Here is a 16,861-nt window from a genome sequence, read left to right as displayed (position 1 = left end):
GACCAACCGTTATCTGTCTCCCCGCCGACGACCGGGTATGCCACGAACCGCAGTCGTCGCCGGCGTCGGTCCGGGACTCGGTGCCGCCATCGCCCGCAAACTCGTCAGCGAGGGGTGTCGGGTCGCGCTCTTCGCCCGCTCGGAGAGCTATCTCGAGCAACTCGCCGCGGAGTTGGGTGAGAACGGACTCGCCGTGCCGACGGATCTCACCGACCCCGATCAGGTCGCCGACGCGTTCGAGACCGTCCGCGAGACGTTCGGCTCGGTCGACGTCCTCGTCAACCACGCCAGCGGGTCGGCGTGGAAGGGGCTCCAAAACCTCTCGGTCGAAGAGTTCCAAGAGTCGTGGGCGGTCGCCGCCCGCGGCGGGTTCTGTTGCTCGAAGGAGGCCGTTACGGACATGCTCGACGAGGGCGGCGGGACGATCATCTTCACCGGTGCGACCTCGTCTGTCCGGGGCCGCGACGGGGCGCTCGGCTTCTCCAGCGCGAAGTTCGCGGTGCGTGGGATGGCCGAGTCGATGGCGCGGGAACTCGGCCCCGAGGGCGTCCACGTCGCTCACGTGGTGCTCGACGGCGGCATCCTGCCGCCGGACCGAGACGTCGAGAACCCCGAGGAGTATCTCGATCCCGACGCCATCGCCGAGAGCTACTGGCAGCTGATCGAACAGGACGAGAGTGCGTGGACGCTCGAACTCGACCTGCGGCCACACGTCGAAGCGTTCTGAACCGGTCCGGTTCCTACAGCCGCGTCAACACGGCTTCGGGGTCGTAGGCCAACGAGAGCGAGCGCGAGCGACCGCGTCCGCCGACGTCGGTGTAGTCGGCCTCGATGACGCCGAGCTGGTCGAGTTTGTTGACGATCTCGGAGTAGCGCGTGTAGCCGAGGTCGGTCTCCTCGTGGAAGACGTCGTAGACGGCACCGGCCTGCTGGCCGTCGTGTTCGGCGATCACTCGGACGAGCGCCTGCTCGGAGTCCGAGAGCCCACGCAGACTGCGCGAGAGGTGGACGTACTTCGACTTGTCGTAGGCCTCCTCGACGTCGTCGACGCTGACCGTCCGACTGGCACGCATCTCGGCGTTCAGTCCGGCGCGTCGGAGTAGGTCGATCCCGACCCGCAGATCGCCCTTCTCGGCGGTCAGCTCGGCGACGCGGTCGAGTTCGGGCGCGCCGACGACGTTCTCGTGGAACCCGCGTTTGACCCGCTCGCGGAGGATGTCGACGATGTCGCTCTCGTCGTACACCGGGAAGTACACCTCCTCGGGCCGGAACACGCTCTGGACGCGCGTGTCGAGTTCGTCGATGACGTCCAAGGAGAGATCCGAGGAGACGACGATGACGCCGATGCGAGCACCCGAGTGGGCTTCGTGGGCTCGCAACAGCGAGTAGAGCGTGTCTGAGGCCTCGTTCTCGTAGAACAGGTAGTTCACGTCGTCGAGCGCGACGACGAGCACCTCCTCGTCCTCGACGAGACGGTCGGTGATCTGGCCGAACAGTTTCTTGAACGAGATTCCCGACGACGGCGGCTCGTAGTCGAAGATTCCCTGGAAGATCCGCGAGAAGACGGCGTAGCGCGTCGAGTCGACTTGGCAGTTGACGCGGACGGTCCGAACGTCGGTCTGGGCGGTGAGTTCCCCGAAGAGCTTCTGGACGGCGGTCGTCTTGCCCGTTCCGGGTGGGCCGCTGACGATAGTGTTGAGGGGGCGAGAGCCGCGCACCGCGGGACGGAGTGCGTACTTGAGACTCTGCATCTGGCTCTCGCGATGCTTGAACGTCTCCGGGACGTAGTCGATCTCGAAGACGTGCTCGTCACGGAACACCGACTCGTCCCACGACAGCATCCCCTCTTCGGGGTCGTCTGGCATCACTTTCACCACGCCCCGGCGACTACTTAACCGTTTGCCACGGCTGAAGGGAACCCGGAACGCGTCGCTCCGCACGTATCATCGTCGAAAAAGTCGGGGTCGCCGCCGAGGGACGGACGCGGCGTCTCAGGCGGTGGCCATTCCCTCGCGGACGTCCTTGTCGCTGATGGACATCCCGTGTTTGTCCTGGGCGTGCTCGCGGACGATGTGGATGACCTCGCCCTCCTCGTTGGCCCGTATCATGAAGTCGCAGTCTTCCATGGTGCACTCGAACTGTTTTGCCATGTCAAATCACCGAATACTAGAACGACCTCCGACGGCATAATAGTCGCGTCTAACTGTCCGAACTCGAGACTCTCGGGCCGGAGAGAACGTTGGCGTCGTCGAGGTCTCCTCGGCCCGCTCGCTCCTCACAGTCGTTCGCGGCGACTCAAGCCAGCGGCGTCCGCTCGACGACGGTGCCGTCCACTGTCGGATACTGCTCGACGATTTCGCCTCTCTCGACGTCGCCTTCGGTGACCATCTCCTCCAGCAGCCACCACGCGAGTTCGACGTGGTCCGACTTGACCGTGTAGAACTCCTCTGGGACGCCGAGCTCCTGCAAACGCTGTTCGGTGATCCACGTCTTCCCGTAGACGATGGTGCCGTCGTCGGTGATGTCGTCGAACTCTCGGCGGATGTTCTTCGCCATCCGTTTCAGGCGGTTGCGGTGCTGAGCGGCGTCCTTGAACACGCTCGTACAGAAGTAGACGCGCTCGTGGTCACCCATCACGTCGAGGATGGCTTCCTTCGACCCGTCGACGGCCGACATATGCCCCTCTTGGAGTTCGTACCCCTCCTCCTGCATCCGACGATAGTTGCCGTCGGACATCTCGAACTCGTTGATGTTGCAGAAGTCGGCCGCTCCCTCGTCGAGGAAGTCGAGGAACTCCTGTTCGGCGCGGATGCCCGGAATCTCGAAGGCGGGCGTCAGCCCCTCCTCGCGGGCGATGTAGAGGATCTCCTCCCACTCGGTACCGTGCATGTCGCCCCACAGTTCGTACGGCGGGTGGAAGCGGATCTCGTCGAGACCGGCCTCCGAGAGGCGGCGCATGTTCTCGCGACCGCCCGTGATGCCCGTGTAGAGGTGCGTGTGGTGATCCTCCCCGAACTCGTCTTTGAGAAGCGAGAGGTAACGACAGGTCTTGTCCATTGCCTCCTGCGGTTCGCCACCGGTGATGGACGTCCCGAGTGCGTCCATCCGCTTGGCCTCGGCGACGACGTCCTCGTCGGACTCGACGAGTCGCTCGTTGGCGTAGACGTCGGTGACGTTCTTTCGGTTCTCACCGAGGGGGCAGTAGAAGCAGTCCCGCTGGTCGCAGTAGCCGTAGACGAACAGGACCATCTTGCCCCCCATGGCGCACTGTTCACATCCCTTCGAAATCATTCGTTGTCTCTTCTCTACTGTGAGCAGACTCAAAAGCAGTACGACTTGCGATACGGTCAGTGCGGGTCGCTCACAGCGTCTCCGAACGGGCGGTGACGGCGGTGCCGTCGTCCGGTCGTCGACCCCCGCGCTCCCGAAAACAAATATAGCCCGACGTCATAGGTTGGCCCGATGCTCCTGGTCCTCTGTGTCGACCTCGACGACGACCTCGGCCGCAAGACGGGGATGCGGACGCCCGTCCTCGGCCGAGACGACGTCGAGGAGGCCGCGGTCGCCCTCGCCACCGCCGACCCGGAGGACTCGGACGTGAACGTGCTCTTCCAGGGGATCAACGTCTACGAGGAGATCGCAGCGGAGGGCGGCGAGGAGGTCGAGGTCGCCGCCGTCACTGGCGTCAACGGCAGCGACGTCAAGGCCAACCGCGTCGTCGGCGAGGAGGTCGACACCGTCCTCGCCAGCCTCCAGACCGGCGAGAACGTCCGCGCCATCGTCATCACCGACGGCGCGCAGGACGAGTCGGTGCTCCCGGTCATCCGCTCTCGCGTCCCCATCGACGGCGTTCGCCGGGTCGTCGTCCGGCAGGCACAGGACTTGGAGTCGATCTACTACACGATGAAGCAGGTGCTCGCAGATCCCGAAACCAGAGGGACCATCCTCGTCCCGCTCGGCATCCTGCTTCTCATCTACCCGTTCGTCGTCGTCGCCAGCCTGTTTCAGGTGCCCGGGACGACCGTGTTAGGGCTCATATCGGCGCTCCTCGGTCTCTATACGCTCTTTCGCGGCCTCGGGTTGGAGTCCGTCGTCGACGACACCGCCGATCATCTGCGGAACGTGCTCTACGCCGGTCGGGTGACGCTCATCACTTACATCGTCGCCGCGGCGCTGCTCGTCGTCGGCGGGTTACAGGGACTGGAGACGCTCCGCGCAGTGCAGGACGCCTTCGGCGCCGAGTTGCCGCCCGGAATCGTCCTCGCGTCGCTGGTCCACGGCGCGGTGCAGTGGTTCGCCGTCGCCGGCATCACGAGCAGTCTCGGACAGGTGACCGACGAGTACCTCGCCAACCGGTTCAAGTGGCGCTATCTAAACGCGCCGTTCTACGTCGTCGCCATCGCGCTCGTGCTCTACGCCGTCTCCGGGTTCTTCCTCTCGGACGTGGTAGGTCTCGGACCGATGCAGACCGGCGAGGTGATGATCCGCGCCATCGGGCTGACCGACTTGGCCGTCGCGTTGACCGTGGGGACGCTGATAGGCGTCTTCAGTACGGTCGTGTTCGCGATCGCGGAGTCACGGTTTCCCACGGGGATCGAAGCGGACGCGGCGTGAGACGGGCGGAGCGGTGGTCGTGGCTCGTTCGTACTGGAGACACGTTCGCGTCCCGAGGCGTGCCCACGTCCACCACACCGGGCGAAGCCTCAAGAGCAGGTGCCAGAGAGTCCCCGTATGGAACTCGTCGAAGCCACCGCTGACGACCTCGACGCGCTCGTCGACCGCTGGTACGATCTCGCAAACGCGATGGAGCAGTACTCCGAGATGAACGAACTCGCCTACGCGGATGTTGACGAGGTCTCCGTCGACGGCTTCCGCGCTCACCTCGACGACGAGGACGTCACCGACTATCTCGTCGTTCAGGAAGGCGAGACTATCGGCTTCGTCACGCTCCGCGAGGGCCACCACCCGTCTCGGCAGCACTCGCAGTATCTCCGCATCGTGAACCTCGCAATCGACGAAGCTCACCGGGGGCGGGGCCACGGTACAGAGGTCGTCGAACGTGTGAAAAAGCTGGCTCGCGAGCGGGGGTGCGACCACCTCAAGGTCTCCTGCGAGTGGCAGAACGAGGACGCACGTCGGTTCTACCGCGACACGAACTTCCAGCCGAAGCAAGTCGAGTACGCACAGCCACTAGAGTGACGAGTGCAAGTCGGGACCTGAGCCCAGAACAGAGAAGATACGACTATCTCCCTGTGGCTCTCTCGTCGCCGATGGATCGGAGCAGGGGGCGACCGTCTGCGGAACACTGTACATCCACGGTCGAAGGTCCAGGAACTGCCGAGAGGCGAACTGGCGTCTACCGCTCGCGAACGACGACGAACTCAGCGAGGTCGCGGAGATACTCTAAGGCCTCCGAGTCGTCGATGTTCGCCGCGTCGAGCGCCGCCAGCGCCTGGTCGGCCTGGTCGCGGGCGCGCTGGTTGGCCTCCTCGGGCGTGAGGTTCGTCACCTGCACGAGCGACGGGCGATCCATCTCGGCGTCCTGGCCGGTCGGTTTGCCCAGCGCGTCGGCGTCGGCGGTGGCGTCGAGTACGTCGTCGCGGATCTGGAATGCGACGCCGACGCGCTCTGCGTACTCGCCGAACGACTCGATGGTGAAGGCGTCGGCACCGGCGGCGATCGCGCCGAGTTCGGCGGCCGCGCGGAACAGCGCGCCCGTCTTCCGGCGAGCCAACTCCATGTACTCCTCCTCGTTGGTGGGGCGGGCGACCAGTTCCGTCGCCTCGCCCTCGCCGAGTTCGACCATCGACTCGGCGACCACCTGCATCGCCTGTTCGTTCGCCGAGAAGAGTGCGAACGCCTCCCCGAGCAGGCCGTCGCTGGCGACGATCGCCGGACCGTAGCCGTACTCGGCCCAAGCGCTCTCGGTGCCGCGGCGGATGTCCGAGCGATCGATGATGTCGTCGATGACGAGCGAGGCGTTGTGGACGAGCTCGATACCGACCGCGAAGTCGACCGCGTCGTCGGGGGTGCCGCCAGCCGCTTCACAAGAGAGAATCGTCACTGCGGGGCGGACGCGCTTGCCACCGGCGAGCGCGACGTGCGCGAGTTCGTCGGATAGCTCGTCGGGTTCGACTGCCTCGACGACGGCCTCGAGGCGGTCGTTCACGAGGGCGACCCGGCGCTCCAGATACTCCATTGTCGGTGTCGTAGGGGCGGTCAGGGAAGTACGTACCGGAATACCGGGAAAAGCGAACGACCGGACGGTACCGCCTCGACTCCCCCTCCCCCCCCGGACCAGCCGTCTCCGACGCTCCCGCCGCGCTGTGGCGGCATGAGAGCGACGCCGAAACTGTCGGACGAACAACGGCTAAGTGGGTCGTGTTCGAGTATCTACGTATGCTCATCGCAGGCAGCGACGACGGCGTGTACTCTGTCGCCGACGTCGACGACCCGGACGCGACGACAGAGAAAGTACTCGATGCGGGGCGAGTGTTCCGCGTCGAGCGGTTCGACGCGCTCTCCGGACTGTTCGCGGCGTCGACGACGGGACTGTACCACTCGCTCGACGGCACCGACTGGACGGCGGTTCCGCTCCCGGTCGACGAAGCCTACGCGGTCGCCGCCGACCCGGCGGGCAGTCGACTCTACGTCGGCACACGCCCGTCGCGGCTGCTCGTCGCCGACTGCAACGCCGGCGTTCCCACCGTCGAGCGAGCGTGGCGACCGATCTCGGCGTTCGACGATCTGCGCGAGGAGAGCGATTGGGGGCTCCCCCGCCACGACGGCGTCTCGCAGGTCCGGAGCGTCTGTACGCACTCCTCCGCCCCCGACCGACTCGCCGTCGGCGTCGAAGTCGGCGGCGTCCACGTCAGCGACGACCGCGGGATCACGTGGACCGACCGGTCGATCCGGGGGTTCGACGCCCCCCACACCGACGACGTCCATCACCTCACGCTGGCGGACGGCGAGACGCTCGTCGCCTCGACCGGCAGCGGCCTGTACCGCTCGCCGGACCTCGGAGAGACGTGGACGCGGCTGGACACGGACCACAGTCAGCGCTACTTCCGCGAGGCGTTCGCTCACGACGACGTCGTGTACGCCGGCGCCGCGCCGGGTCCCTCGCCGACGTGGGACGACGGCGGTCACGCACTGTTCGAGTGTCACGACGGCGAGACGCTCAACGAGGTGGCGTCGCCGACACCGGACGAACACGCCATCGGCTGGTGTGCGACCGACGAGGACGTCCTCGCCGTGACGCACCGAGGGACGCTGCTGCGACGTCGACGCGGGGACTGGAAGGCGGTCGGGACGGTGCCGACGCCCGGCGACCTCCGAGGTCGGTATCTGCCGCTGACGTGGTACGAGCGCTGAGCGGTGTCACCCGTCGACTGGAGTCGAAAGAAAGCGACCACCTTTTTCCCGTCCTCGCTTCGCTCGGCCGGCGAAAATCTGGACCAAAAAGGACCGAAGAGTTACTCGAACTGCTCGATGAGCGCCGGTACCACTTCGAACAGGTCGCCGACGATGCCGTAGTCGGCGATGTCGAAGATGGGGGCGTTCGGGTCGGTGTTGATGGCGATGATCGTCTCGGCGCCTTTCATCCCGGCGACGTGCTGGACGGCCCCCGAGATTCCGACCGCGAGGTAGATCTTCGGCGTGACGACCTTCCCCGACTGGCCGACCTGCCGGTTCTTCGGCAGCCAGCCAGCGTCGACGATGGGACGCGACGAGGAGAGCGTCGCACCGAGGGCGTCGGCGAGTCGCTCGACGAGTTCGAGGTTCTCTTCCTCCTCGATTCCACGGCCGACCGAGACGAGCACCTCGGCCTCGGAGATGTCGACGTCGCCGGAGCCGACCTCCTCGAAGCCGGTGACGCGGGAGCGGACCGCTCCCTCGTCGATGTCGACGTCGAACGCGGCGACGTTGGCGTCGCCGATCTCCTCTGCGATGGGCCACTCCCCGCCGCGGATCGTGACGGCGACGCGCTCGGCGTCGACTTCGATCGTCGTCTCGACCTTCGAGCCGTACATCTCGCGGGTCGCCGTCAGCGCGCCGTCCCACTCGAAGGCGACTGCGTCGGTGACGAGCGGCAGGCCGAGCCCGTTTGCGACGGCGGGGGCGTAGTCGAGTCCGTTGACGCTGTTCGGCATGAGGAGGACGGACGGCGAGAGATCGTCGTACAGCGCCTCGACGGCCTGTGCGTACACGTCGTGGTTGAACTCCTCGCCGTAGTCGACGGTGTGGATCTGGTCGACGCCCTCACGGTTGAGCTCTTCGGCGAAGTCGTCGACGTCGCCGGAGATGACGGCCAGATGCAGGTCGCCGCCGGTCGCGTCGGCCAGTTCGCGCCCCGCGGAGACGAGCTCGAAGCTCACGTCGCGGAGGTCGCCGCGACGGTGCTCGGTGACTGCCAGAACGTCCGTCATTCTGCCCCCACCCCCTTCTCACGGAGGACCTGCGCAAGTTGTCCGGCGGTCTCCTCGGCGCCCCCCTCGAAGATCGTCGCGTCGGACTCGCTCTCCGGTTCGTACATCTCCGTCAGCGCGAGCCTGGACTCGACGTCTCCGACCTCGAGCCCGAGGTCGTCGAGGTCCTGGTCGGCGATCTCTTTGGACTGTGCCTGCCGGATGCCGCGGAGACTCGCGTAGCGCGGTTCGTTGATACCGGTCTGGATGGTGAGGACGGCCGGGAGGTCGACCTCGGTGAGTTCCTCGACGCCACCCTCCAGTTCGCGGTGGACGTTCGCGACGTTCTCGGCGAGGAGCGTGTCGACGTCCAGCGCGTTGACGACGGCGGCCCACTCGTAGCCGATGGCGTCGGCCAGCGAGACGCCGGTCGCACCGAAACTGTCGTCGTTCGCCTGCACGCCCGTGAGGACGAGATCCGGCTCCTCGGCCTCGACGACCGCCTGCAGGATCTGGGTCTTGGCGGCGACGTCCAGCAGTTCGGCGTCCGCGAGCGCTTCGTCCCAGACGCGGATGGCGCGGTCGACTCCCTTCGCCAGCGCCATCCGGATCGTCTCCTCGCTCCGCTCGGGGCCGACGGTGACGCTGACGACCTCGACGTCGTCGCCGGCCTCCTGGATCTGGACGGCCTCTTCGACGGCGTAGTCGTCCCACTCGTTGAGGTCGTACTCGAGGAACTGCTCGGCGATCGCTGTCCCCTCGATCTCGAAGTCGTCTTCGACTTCGGCTACCTCTTTGACGGTCACGAGAACCTTCATGATTGACCACTACTTCTAGGCGGATGTAAACGTTTTCGGAAGAAGCCCCGTCGAGACTCGCCGCTCCAACAGTTCGATCCGAGCCGGCTACTCGTCGCCGTTCGTTCTGTGGCTCTCGTTCGGCAGCGAGATGAGGTTCTCGCGGCCGATACGGAGCTTGTTCACGCGTTCCTCGTCGGCCATCGCCGACAGGAGCTGTGAGACCTTCGCGTCGGACCAGCCGGTCTGCTTGACGATGTCCGCCTGTCGCATCCGACCACCCCGTTGTTCGAGGAGATACTCCACCCGCTCCTCGTCCGAGAGCAGCGAGAGATCGACGTCGTCGCCACCGTCGCTGTCGCCGCTGTCGGGATCGTCGCCGTCGAGGTCGTCCGGTGACCGGTCGACGACCGATCCGCTCGCGGGTCCGGTGTCGGACTGCGGGACGGTCTCCTCCTGTTGGCGGAGATACAGCACGCCGGCGACGACGAGCAGCAACATCGCTCCGACGCCGGCGACGAGTTCCAGCGACAGCGGGTCGGGCGGCTCCGGCCCCGGCGTCGCCTCGTAGACGACGTAGATCGGCTGTTCACGGAGGTCCATCGGCCCCGTCGCGACGACGGATCCTTCTCTGATCCCGCTGAAACTGTTCTGGACCTCGTGGCTCTCCGGCGTCTCGATGACGAGCTGTTGTCCCTCGGCGAGCCACGGGAACCACGTCCCGCCGTCGGGTGTGGTGAAGGCGTCGCCGACGCGGAGCCCGCCGTCGTCGGTGCGTTCGGCGAAGTTGGTCCACGTAAACGACATCGTCAGTACGCCTGTCGTTCCGTCGTCGGTGACCGTCCCGTTGTAGCTCACGTCGACGATCTCCATCTCCCGCCCGGTGGACTCGGCAGCGAGCTCCGCGTAGTTGCGGAACATCCCCTCGTCGAGACTGCTGTTGGCCTCGCCGCGCTGCAGTTCGTCGACCAACCGCTCGAACGCGCGGACGTCCTCGCTGGACCGGAGTGAATGTCGCGTACGCACCTTCCAGGTCGCGTTGGTGTCCGAGTGGACGTTGACGACGATGGTCGTCTGCGCCGAATCGTCCTGACCGAGTTGAGCGGTCTGCGCCGCGGGCGCGGCGAGCCCGGCCGCTGTGTCCGCGCCGGCGTCAGCCACGACCGGTGGGGCGAACCCACCGACTACGAGGATGAGGAGGGCAAGTATTATGACGGCGTACCGCATATGCTGTCTGAGTCACTTTCTGGACTGAAAACGCTTTCCATCGGGCGATAAATCGGCCGTTTCGGCCGCCTCAACGCCTGAATATGTGGTCTCGACTTCCCTCCGACCACTTTTAGTACGTGGATGCAGAAGGTCGCGCTGATGAGACCCCGCGCCGTGCTGCTCGCAGTACTCCTCCTCGTCTCGTCGGTCACGGGGACGGCGGCTCTCCCCGGACTCGCCACCTCTCCGACCGATGCCGACGACGTCGTCGACGGCTCTACCGACGACGTCTCCTCCACCGTCGCCGCACAGAACCGAACGCAGACGAACGTGCTGACACTCGTGGAGAGCGACGTCCGGCGGACGAACTTCAGCCAGCCGGGTCCGAACGCGAGTGCGGCGCTCGCCGTCCGTGATACTCGCCTCTCCCGACAGTTCGCGAGCGAGCGGACCGAGACACGACTCGCCGCCCTCGAGACCGACGCGGAGAAGCAGGCGTACATCCGCCGTGCGCTGACCGAAGTCGAGATCCGGACGAGCGAACTCCGTCAGGAGGAGCGCGACGCGTTCGTCCGACACAGCACTGGCGGGCTCAGTACGACCGGGTTGGTCGTCCAGCTCGCTCGTATCCACACCGCCTCCGAACAGCTCTCGCAGAACGCGACGCGACTGGGTCGTGCCGCCGAGGAGATCGACGGGTTCAACGTCCAGACCCGGATCGACGCGATTCAGCTCGAACTCCGGACGCTTCGGGGACCGGTCCGTGACCACGCGAACGGGGTCCTCCGCGGGGAGGTTCCTCCCTCCCGTCTGTACGTCGAGACCACGACGACCGGCGTCTCGCTGTCGACGATCGCCGACGACACCTACGTCAGAGAGGTGTACGACGGGTCGCGTCGTGTGCCGACGTCGAACTCGCAGCTCACGCCCGAGGAGGTCGACGCGCTGGTTCGGGAGAGCTACCCGTCGCTCTGGGAGCGCTGGGACTCCCAAGGAGGGTCGGCCCGCGAGAGCGACGTCTGGGTCTCGACGATCCAGTACCGCCGGGGGGACCTCACGGCCTTCATCGACAAGGACAAGCCGGGAAGCGTCTTCAAAGAGCAGCGGACCCTGCGGCTCAACCGGACGCCGCCGACCCAACGGCTGAACAGCAGTCGCGTCGGGCTCCGACTCTCGGTGCACCCGTCGTACCCTGGCGGTCCGATGCTCGTCACCGTCGAGAGCGCCCGGACGGGCGAGCCGGTTCGCGCCGACGTGAGCCTCATCACCCCGCCACAGAGCAACACCGAACCGGTCCAGGTGGGGACGACGAACAGCACGGGCGCGCTGTGGGTCGTCTCACCGGAGGAGAACTTCACCGTCCAGGCGATCGAGGTCGGCACGCAGTCCGTCGTCGACATACGCGTCGAACCGAGCGAACCGAGACGGGTCGGCGAAACGAACAACTCGACGGCGGGATCGACGGAGTCGGTGTCGGCGTCGCTCGCCGAGTCAGCGGGCCGTAGCGGTTAGCGTCTCCGATCCCCTCGACCCCTCTCGTCTCCGCCCCGACCTTTTTGTCCGAAGCCGAGACCACCTCGGGGCGTGCCGGACCGTGCCGTCTCGTCGACCCTTGGAATCGCGCTGCTCTTGCTCGTGACCGTCGTGTTGGCAGCGACCGTCGGAGCCGTCGCGCTCGCGTCGGTACCGGCGGAGACGGCGACGCCGACCCCGGTCGCACTCGCGGTGTCGGCGTCCGACGCGGACGACCGACTGACGTTCACCCACCGAGCGGGGCCGACGCTCGCCGTCGACGAGCTCACGGTCCGCGTCAGCGTCGACGGGACGCCGTTGGACAACCAGCCGCCGGTGCCGTTCTTCTCGGCGACGGGGTTCCGCTCGGGGCCGACGGGTCCGTTCAACGTCGCCAGCGACGGGGGGTGGTCGGCGGGTGAGACGGCCAGTCTCCGCGTCGCGTCGACGAACAGCCCTGCGCTCGAACCCGGCCATCGAGTGACGGTACGGATCGCGGTCGACGGAAACGTGGTCGCACAGCTCTCGACGACGGTGTCGTGACGGAGAGAAGTGAGTGCGGCGGGCGAGGACGAGCTACTCTTCGGGCGCTCGCGCGACCGTCGTGATAGCGCGGGGGCTCCCCGGACTCCGCTGTTGGATGTGGTGTTCGATGTCGACGAAGCCGGCCGCCTCGAACATCCGTTGGGCCTCCTCCTCGTCGTAGAACAGCATGATCGCGTCGGCGACCTTCTGGAAGACGCTCGAGTTGGGGTAGTCGGGACCGACGACGAGCACCCGGTTGCCCGGTTTGACGACGCGCCGGAACTCTTCGAGCGCGTCGACGGGGTTCGGCCAGTACTCGATCGACCCCGACGACCAGATGACGTCGAACGAGTCGTCTCTGAACGGGAGGCGTTCGGCGTCGCCGCGGTAGAATCGCACCTGGTCGTGCTTGCCGAACTTCTCCCACGCCTTCTCCATCTGGTGGACGCTCTGGTCGAGCCCGTGGACGTCCTCGGAGTACTGCAGGAGCCCCTCGGTGCCGAATCCGGTGCCACAACCGACGTCGAGTACGCGGTCGTCGCGCTGGACGTCCAGCAGTTCGAGGGCCTCGTCGCGCATCTCCTCGTTCCAGATGAACGGGTTGACCTGGTCGTACACCTTCGAGAGGTACTTGTAGAACAGCCGCGCCCGTGCTTTGTTCTCGAGGACTCCCATTTCATCGCGCTTCGGCGTCGGGGGGCATAACGGTGCGGATTCCGTACGACGAGCGGGCGACGGGACGGTGGGTCGACCGCGATGGTCGGTCGCCAGCGCGTCACCAGCGTCGCCGCTACCCGCCTCGGCCGAAGGGGAGGTCGGAGGAGGGTTCGACCCGCGTGCTCGGCGACCGATAGCGGTCGTACAGCGTCTCCGCCCACGCGACGAACTCGGGGTCGTCGCCCGAGACGCAGGCTCGGAGTTGGCCGTCGTCGTCGTAGGCGTTGACGACCGCCCAGTCGTCGCCGAGCGTGAGTCCCAGGGCGACGTCGTTGGGGTAGCGGTAGAGCCGGAAGCCGTCGACGCGGAGGACGAACGCGAACTCGACGGGGTTCAGCGAGCGGGCCGTCTCGACGGTCTCCGCAGCGAGGACGAGGTCGGTGTCGACGCCCCGGAGGACGTGGTCGGCGTGGACGCGGTGGAACTGTCGGCTGAGGACGGGCGAGAGCATCCGGATGCGACTGCTCGACCGCGAGTCGAGCACGTCGAGATAGTAGTCGACGGCCGCCTGCGGGTACGTCGCCGTCGCCACCGCTCCGTCGGCGTCGCAGAGTAGGTCGGGGTCGGGAGTGTGCTCGGCGTCCGGGAGGTGGCCGAAGAACTGTTCGTACTCGCAGAGGGTGTCGAGGGTGTCGAGGTAGGCGGCGTGACGCTCGGCGACCAGTTCGCCGACCGTCGTCAGCGCGTAGACGCCGTGACGTTTCTCCGCGAGGCCGCGGTCGACGAGCTCCGCGAGGTTCCGCTGGACGCTCCGGTGGGAGCTGTCGAGTGCGTCGGCGACGTCGCTCGGGGTATCCGGACTCGTCCGGAGTCGGGCGAGCAGTCGTCGCCGGTCCGGAGAGCCGGCGAGGAACCGGGCCAACCCGTCTGCGTCCATCGGCAGTTCGGTTCGTGGGGCGGCCAGTTAACTCTCACTCTCGTCGTCGGCTCCCCGCAGTGGGGCGGTTCGAGCCGACGATTCGCTGAGAGCGTTCCGCAAACACCTTATACGCCGCTTACGCTACTTCCCAGTGATTAGTGAGTATGCCGAGACCAGAGGTTCTCGAACGGATTAAAACGGCCGAGGAAGAGGCCGACGAGATTATCGAATCCGCTCAAGCGGAGCGCGAAGAGCGCATCGCCGAGGCGCGAGAGGAGGCGGACCAGATTCGCGAGGAGGCCCGCCAGGAGGCCGACGAGTTAGAGGAGAAACGCCTCGCGGAGGCGGAGACGGAGACCGAAGCCCGCCGCGAGGAGATCCTCGAAGAGGGTATCCGAGCCCGCGAGGAACTGGTCGCACAGGCCGAGTCCAACGTCGACTCGGCGGTCGACTACGTCTTGACACAGTTCGAGGAGGCGGTGGATGCTCAGACCTGAACAGATGAGCAAAGTCTCGGTGACGGGGTCCAAGAAGTTCATGGACGACGTCATCGAGACGGTCCACGACCTCCACCTGCTGGACGTCACCGACTACGACGGTAGTTGGGAACAGTTTCAGCCGGGCGATCCGATGGAGGGTGCAGAGACGGCCTCCGACAAGCTCGTTACGGTACGCTCTATCGAGAGCATCCTCGACGTCGACGCCGACGACGCGGGTCCGTCCCGCATCGTCACTGACGACGCGCTCGAGGAGGAGCTTAATGACGTTCGCGCCCGCGTGAACGAACTCGACGATCGACGCGACGAGCTCCGGACCGAGATCCGCGACATCGACGAGCGCATCGACGCGATGTCGCCGTTCGCCACGCTCGGCATCGACCTCGATCTCCTCTCCGGCTACGACAGCCTACAGGTCGAGGTCGGCCGCGGTAAGCACGACGCCGTCGACGCGGCACTGGTTCGGGCCGACGAGATCGAGCAGTACGAGATCTTCGGCGAGGGGAACGTCCTCGCCGTCTTCGCTCGGCCCGCCGACAGCGCCGACGAGGACGCCCTCGCGGACGCGCTCGTCGGGACCGAGTTCGCCACGCTCGAGGTGCCGGAGGCCGACACCTCCCCCGAGGAGTACGTCGACGAACTCCGACACCGCAAACAGCAGTTCCGCTCGGAGCTCGACGCGGTCGAGGACGATCTCGAGGAGCTGAAACTCGACGCCGCGGGGTTCCTGCTGGCCGCCGAGGAGAAGCTCTCCATCGACGTCCAGAAGACGGAGGCGCCGCTCTCCTTCGCCACGACGGAGAACGCGTTCGTCGCCGAAGGGTGGATCCCCACCACGAAGTTCGGCGAGTTCGCGAGCGCGCTCGACTCGGAGGTCGGCAGCCACGTAGAGGTCGAGGAGCTCGAACGCGCGAGCTTCAAGAGCACGGGTCACGAGTCCGTCCGCGAACCGGTCGGCGACACCGGCTCGGGCGTCGCCGCCGACGGCGGGACGGACGTCGTGATGCAGAAGGACGACCCGCCGGTCGTCCAGAACAACCCGGGCGTCATCAAACCGTTCGAGGTGCTCGTCAACGCAGTCGGTCGACCCAACTACCGCGAGTTCGACCCCTCGATCGTCCTGTTTCTGACGTTCCCGGCGTTCTTCGGGTTCATGATCGGCGACCTCGGCTACGGCCTCGTCTACGCCGCCATCGGCTACTTCCTCTACGCGAACTTCGACAGCCAGGGGATCAAGAGCATGGGTGGCGTCACCATCTTCGCCGGCATCTTCACCGCGCTGTTCGGTATTCTGTACGGCGAGATCTTCGGCTTACACCTCATCTCGACGTACTTCTGGGAAGGTGCACTGGGGATGTCGCACGCGCCGATGCTGAAGGGGCTCGCGCCCGCAGAGAAAGACTGGGCGCTCGGCTGGCTCACCGTGAGCGTGCTGCTCGGCATCCTCCACCTCAACGTCGGGTGGATCTTCGACTTCGTCGAGAACCTCGAACTGCACGACCTCAAACACGCCATGTACGAGAGCGCCTCGTGGCTCCTGATGATGAACGGCCTGTGGGTGTGGATCCTCAGCGACGTCACGAAGGGGACCGCTCCGCAGTTCCTGTTCACGACGTTCTCCGCGGAGGGCGTCATCCCGCTGGGCTTCAACGGGTTCCCGGCTATCGTCGGCTGGGCGGGACTGGCGCTCTTCGCCGTCGGTCTCGGTCTGCTGGCCGTCGGTGAACCGGCGGAGCTCCCCGAGTTCCTGAACGTGCTCGTCAACGTGCTGTCGTACACCCGAATCGCCGCGGTGCTGCTGGCGAAGGCGGGGATGGCGTTCACCGTCAACCTGCTGTTCTTCGGGGCGTACAGCCACAACGGCGAGTTCCACTTCATGCTCGATCACGGCCCGCAGTGGGTCATCAACGAGTACGGCCAGGAGGCCATCATGTTCGGTGGGCTCATGCACGGCGGTGCGGCGAGCATCGTCGGCGGCCTGCTCGTGTTGGTGCTCGGCCACCTCCTCGTGCTCGTGCTCGGCGTGACGAGCGCCGGCCTGCAGACGGTGCGTCTCGAGTACGTGGAGTTCTTCGGCAAGTTCTACGACGGTGGCGGTCGCGAGTACACGCCGTTCGGCTACGACCGACGGTACACGACCGAAGACTGAGCGACATCCGACACCACCTCGTCTCTCTCGGTGTTTTTTATTCTAACGAGCGGTTGCACCGAGTTCACACACCGCTCGTTGCGGCCATATTCGCCTCTGTCGGCCTGCTTCCCGTCAAACGCTTTGGGAAGCTTTATGACTTCCCTGTGGACACATACGGACGTTCGGAGACGACCAATACGGCTATA

Annotated in this window: 17 protein-coding genes; 8 read left to right on the top strand and 9 right to left on the bottom strand. The window is 66.2% G+C overall.

The features are described from left to right. The first annotated feature begins 37 nt into the window (after window positions 1-37). Entirely contained in the window at window positions 38-727 is a 690-nt protein-coding gene (locus BSG17_RS06790) for an SDR family NAD(P)-dependent oxidoreductase (RefSeq protein WP_089822351.1), read from the top strand. Between the two features lie 13 nt (window positions 728-740). On the opposite strand, the gene BSG17_RS06785 is transcribed toward BSG17_RS06790, so the two are convergent. From BSG17_RS06785 to BSG17_RS06775, 3 genes are all read right to left on the bottom strand, one after another. Continuing rightward, window positions 741-1,865 (bottom strand): ORC1-type DNA replication protein, encoded by a 1,125-nt coding sequence (locus tag BSG17_RS06785; protein ID WP_089822349.1) that lies wholly within the window; start codon window positions 1,863-1,865, stop codon window positions 741-743. 126 nt (window positions 1,866-1,991) lie between these two features. Beyond that, window positions 1,992-2,150: a DUF1059 domain-containing protein gene (locus BSG17_RS06780; RefSeq protein ID WP_089822347.1), complete on the bottom strand. Its 159-nt coding sequence runs from the start codon at window positions 2,148-2,150 to the stop codon at window positions 1,992-1,994. Between the two features lie 145 nt (window positions 2,151-2,295). After that, window positions 2,296-3,291, bottom strand: coding sequence for a radical SAM protein (locus tag BSG17_RS06775; RefSeq protein WP_089822346.1), 996 nt, complete (start codon window positions 3,289-3,291; stop codon window positions 2,296-2,298). Between the two features lie 171 nt (window positions 3,292-3,462). On the opposite strand from BSG17_RS06775, the gene BSG17_RS06770 reads away from it, so the two are divergent. Continuing rightward, window positions 3,463-4,614, top strand: a complete 1,152-nt coding sequence (locus BSG17_RS06770) for a DUF373 family protein (RefSeq protein ID WP_089822344.1) — start codon at window positions 3,463-3,465, stop codon at window positions 4,612-4,614. Window positions 4,615-4,731: 117 nt separating this feature from the next. Further along, window positions 4,732-5,199, top strand: a complete 468-nt coding sequence (locus BSG17_RS06765) for a GNAT family N-acetyltransferase (protein ID WP_089822342.1) — start codon at window positions 4,732-4,734, stop codon at window positions 5,197-5,199. 157 nt (window positions 5,200-5,356) lie between these two features. Here BSG17_RS06765 and BSG17_RS06760 read toward each other — a convergent pair whose 3' ends face one another. Beyond that, a complete protein-coding gene (locus tag BSG17_RS06760; RefSeq protein ID WP_089822340.1) occupies window positions 5,357-6,199 on the bottom strand; it encodes a polyprenyl synthetase family protein in 843 nt (280 codons plus the stop codon). 200 nt (window positions 6,200-6,399) lie between these two features. Here BSG17_RS06760 and BSG17_RS06755 point away from each other — a divergent pair, with 200 nt between their 5' ends. Then, window positions 6,400-7,374, top strand: coding sequence for a WD40/YVTN/BNR-like repeat-containing protein (locus tag BSG17_RS06755; RefSeq protein WP_089822338.1), 975 nt, complete (start codon window positions 6,400-6,402; stop codon window positions 7,372-7,374). A gap of 101 nt (window positions 7,375-7,475) precedes the next feature. Here the strand turns inward: BSG17_RS06755 and BSG17_RS06750 are convergent, their stop codons facing one another. The 3 genes from BSG17_RS06750 to BSG17_RS06740 form a co-directional block, all read right to left on the bottom strand. Then, the gene (locus BSG17_RS06750) at window positions 7,476-8,429 is read right to left on the bottom strand and encodes an electron transfer flavoprotein subunit alpha/FixB family protein (protein WP_089822336.1); all 954 of its coding nucleotides are present in this window, start codon (window positions 8,427-8,429) and stop codon (window positions 7,476-7,478) included. Continuing rightward, window positions 8,426-9,226, bottom strand: coding sequence for an electron transfer flavoprotein subunit beta/FixA family protein (locus BSG17_RS06745; protein WP_089822334.1), 801 nt, complete (start codon window positions 9,224-9,226; stop codon window positions 8,426-8,428). Before BSG17_RS06745 ends, BSG17_RS06750 begins: the two co-directional genes overlap by 4 nt. 87 nt (window positions 9,227-9,313) lie before the next feature. Then, on the bottom strand, window positions 9,314-10,432 hold the full coding sequence (locus tag BSG17_RS06740; RefSeq protein ID WP_089822332.1) for a DUF7345 domain-containing protein: 1,119 nt from the start codon (window positions 10,430-10,432) through the stop codon (window positions 9,314-9,316). Window positions 10,433-10,573: 141 nt separating this feature from the next. Here BSG17_RS06740 and BSG17_RS06735 point away from each other — a divergent pair, with 141 nt between their 5' ends. Further along, window positions 10,574-11,926: a DUF7096 domain-containing protein gene (locus BSG17_RS06735; RefSeq protein ID WP_139246558.1), complete on the top strand. Its 1,353-nt coding sequence runs from the start codon at window positions 10,574-10,576 to the stop codon at window positions 11,924-11,926. 72 nt (window positions 11,927-11,998) lie between these two features. Next, complete coding sequence (locus BSG17_RS06730) at window positions 11,999-12,469, top strand: type IV pilin domain-containing protein (protein WP_089822328.1); 471 nt, start codon at window positions 11,999-12,001, stop codon at window positions 12,467-12,469. Between the two features lie 33 nt (window positions 12,470-12,502). Here BSG17_RS06730 and BSG17_RS06725 read toward each other — a convergent pair whose 3' ends face one another. Both BSG17_RS06725 and BSG17_RS06720 read right to left on the bottom strand, forming a co-directional pair. Then, the gene (locus BSG17_RS06725) at window positions 12,503-13,126 is read right to left on the bottom strand and encodes a methyltransferase domain-containing protein (RefSeq protein ID WP_089822327.1); all 624 of its coding nucleotides are present in this window, start codon (window positions 13,124-13,126) and stop codon (window positions 12,503-12,505) included. Window positions 13,127-13,241: 115 nt separating this feature from the next. Next, window positions 13,242-14,045, bottom strand: a complete 804-nt coding sequence (locus tag BSG17_RS06720; RefSeq protein WP_089822325.1) for a helix-turn-helix transcriptional regulator — start codon at window positions 14,043-14,045, stop codon at window positions 13,242-13,244. Between the two features lie 146 nt (window positions 14,046-14,191). Here BSG17_RS06720 and ahaH point away from each other — a divergent pair, with 146 nt between their 5' ends. Then, a complete protein-coding gene (gene ahaH / locus BSG17_RS06715; protein WP_089822323.1) occupies window positions 14,192-14,524 on the top strand; it encodes an ATP synthase archaeal subunit H in 333 nt (110 codons plus the stop codon). Continuing rightward, window positions 14,511-16,673, top strand: a complete 2,163-nt coding sequence (locus BSG17_RS06710; RefSeq protein WP_089822321.1) for a V-type ATP synthase subunit I — start codon at window positions 14,511-14,513, stop codon at window positions 16,671-16,673. Before ahaH ends, BSG17_RS06710 begins: the two co-directional genes overlap by 14 nt. Window positions 16,674-16,861 lie beyond the last annotated feature (188 nt).

Source organism: Halogranum amylolyticum (genome assembly GCF_900110465.1).
Taxonomy (GTDB): Archaea; Halobacteriota; Halobacteria; order Halobacteriales; family Haloferacaceae; genus Halogranum; species Halogranum amylolyticum.
The sequence above is the reverse complement of the archived record's forward strand: the minus strand, read 5'-3'. Positions and strand labels throughout refer to the sequence as shown.

Coding starts and splice junctions, on each gene's coding strand:
- BSG17_RS06755 (WP_089822338.1), top strand. CDS start 6,400: ATGCTCATCGCAGGCAGCGACGACGGCGTGTACTCTGTCGCCGACGTC.
- BSG17_RS06770 (WP_089822344.1), top strand. CDS start 3,463: ATGCTCCTGGTCCTCTGTGTCGACCTCGACGACGACCTCGGCCGCAAG.
- BSG17_RS06710 (WP_089822321.1), top strand. CDS start 14,511: ATGCTCAGACCTGAACAGATGAGCAAAGTCTCGGTGACGGGGTCCAAG.
- BSG17_RS06790 (WP_089822351.1), top strand. CDS start 38: ATGCCACGAACCGCAGTCGTCGCCGGCGTCGGTCCGGGACTCGGTGCC.
- ahaH (WP_089822323.1), top strand. CDS start 14,192: ATGCCGAGACCAGAGGTTCTCGAACGGATTAAAACGGCCGAGGAAGAG.
- BSG17_RS06745 (WP_089822334.1), bottom strand. CDS start 9,226: ATGAAGGTTCTCGTGACCGTCAAAGAGGTAGCCGAAGTCGAAGACGAC.
- BSG17_RS06750 (WP_089822336.1), bottom strand. CDS start 8,429: ATGACGGACGTTCTGGCAGTCACCGAGCACCGTCGCGGCGACCTCCGC.
- BSG17_RS06760 (WP_089822340.1), bottom strand. CDS start 6,199: ATGGAGTATCTGGAGCGCCGGGTCGCCCTCGTGAACGACCGCCTCGAG.
- BSG17_RS06785 (WP_089822349.1), bottom strand. CDS start 1,865: ATGCCAGACGACCCCGAAGAGGGGATGCTGTCGTGGGACGAGTCGGTG.
- BSG17_RS06775 (WP_089822346.1), bottom strand. CDS start 3,291: ATGATTTCGAAGGGATGTGAACAGTGCGCCATGGGGGGCAAGATGGTC.
- BSG17_RS06780 (WP_089822347.1), bottom strand. CDS start 2,150: ATGGCAAAACAGTTCGAGTGCACCATGGAAGACTGCGACTTCATGATA.
- BSG17_RS06740 (WP_089822332.1), bottom strand. CDS start 10,432: ATGCGGTACGCCGTCATAATACTTGCCCTCCTCATCCTCGTAGTCGGT.
- BSG17_RS06725 (WP_089822327.1), bottom strand. CDS start 13,126: ATGGGAGTCCTCGAGAACAAAGCACGGGCGCGGCTGTTCTACAAGTAC.
- BSG17_RS06720 (WP_089822325.1), bottom strand. CDS start 14,045: ATGGACGCAGACGGGTTGGCCCGGTTCCTCGCCGGCTCTCCGGACCGG.
- BSG17_RS06735 (WP_139246558.1), top strand. CDS start 10,574: ATGAGACCCCGCGCCGTGCTGCTCGCAGTACTCCTCCTCGTCTCGTCG.
- BSG17_RS06765 (WP_089822342.1), top strand. CDS start 4,732: ATGGAACTCGTCGAAGCCACCGCTGACGACCTCGACGCGCTCGTCGAC.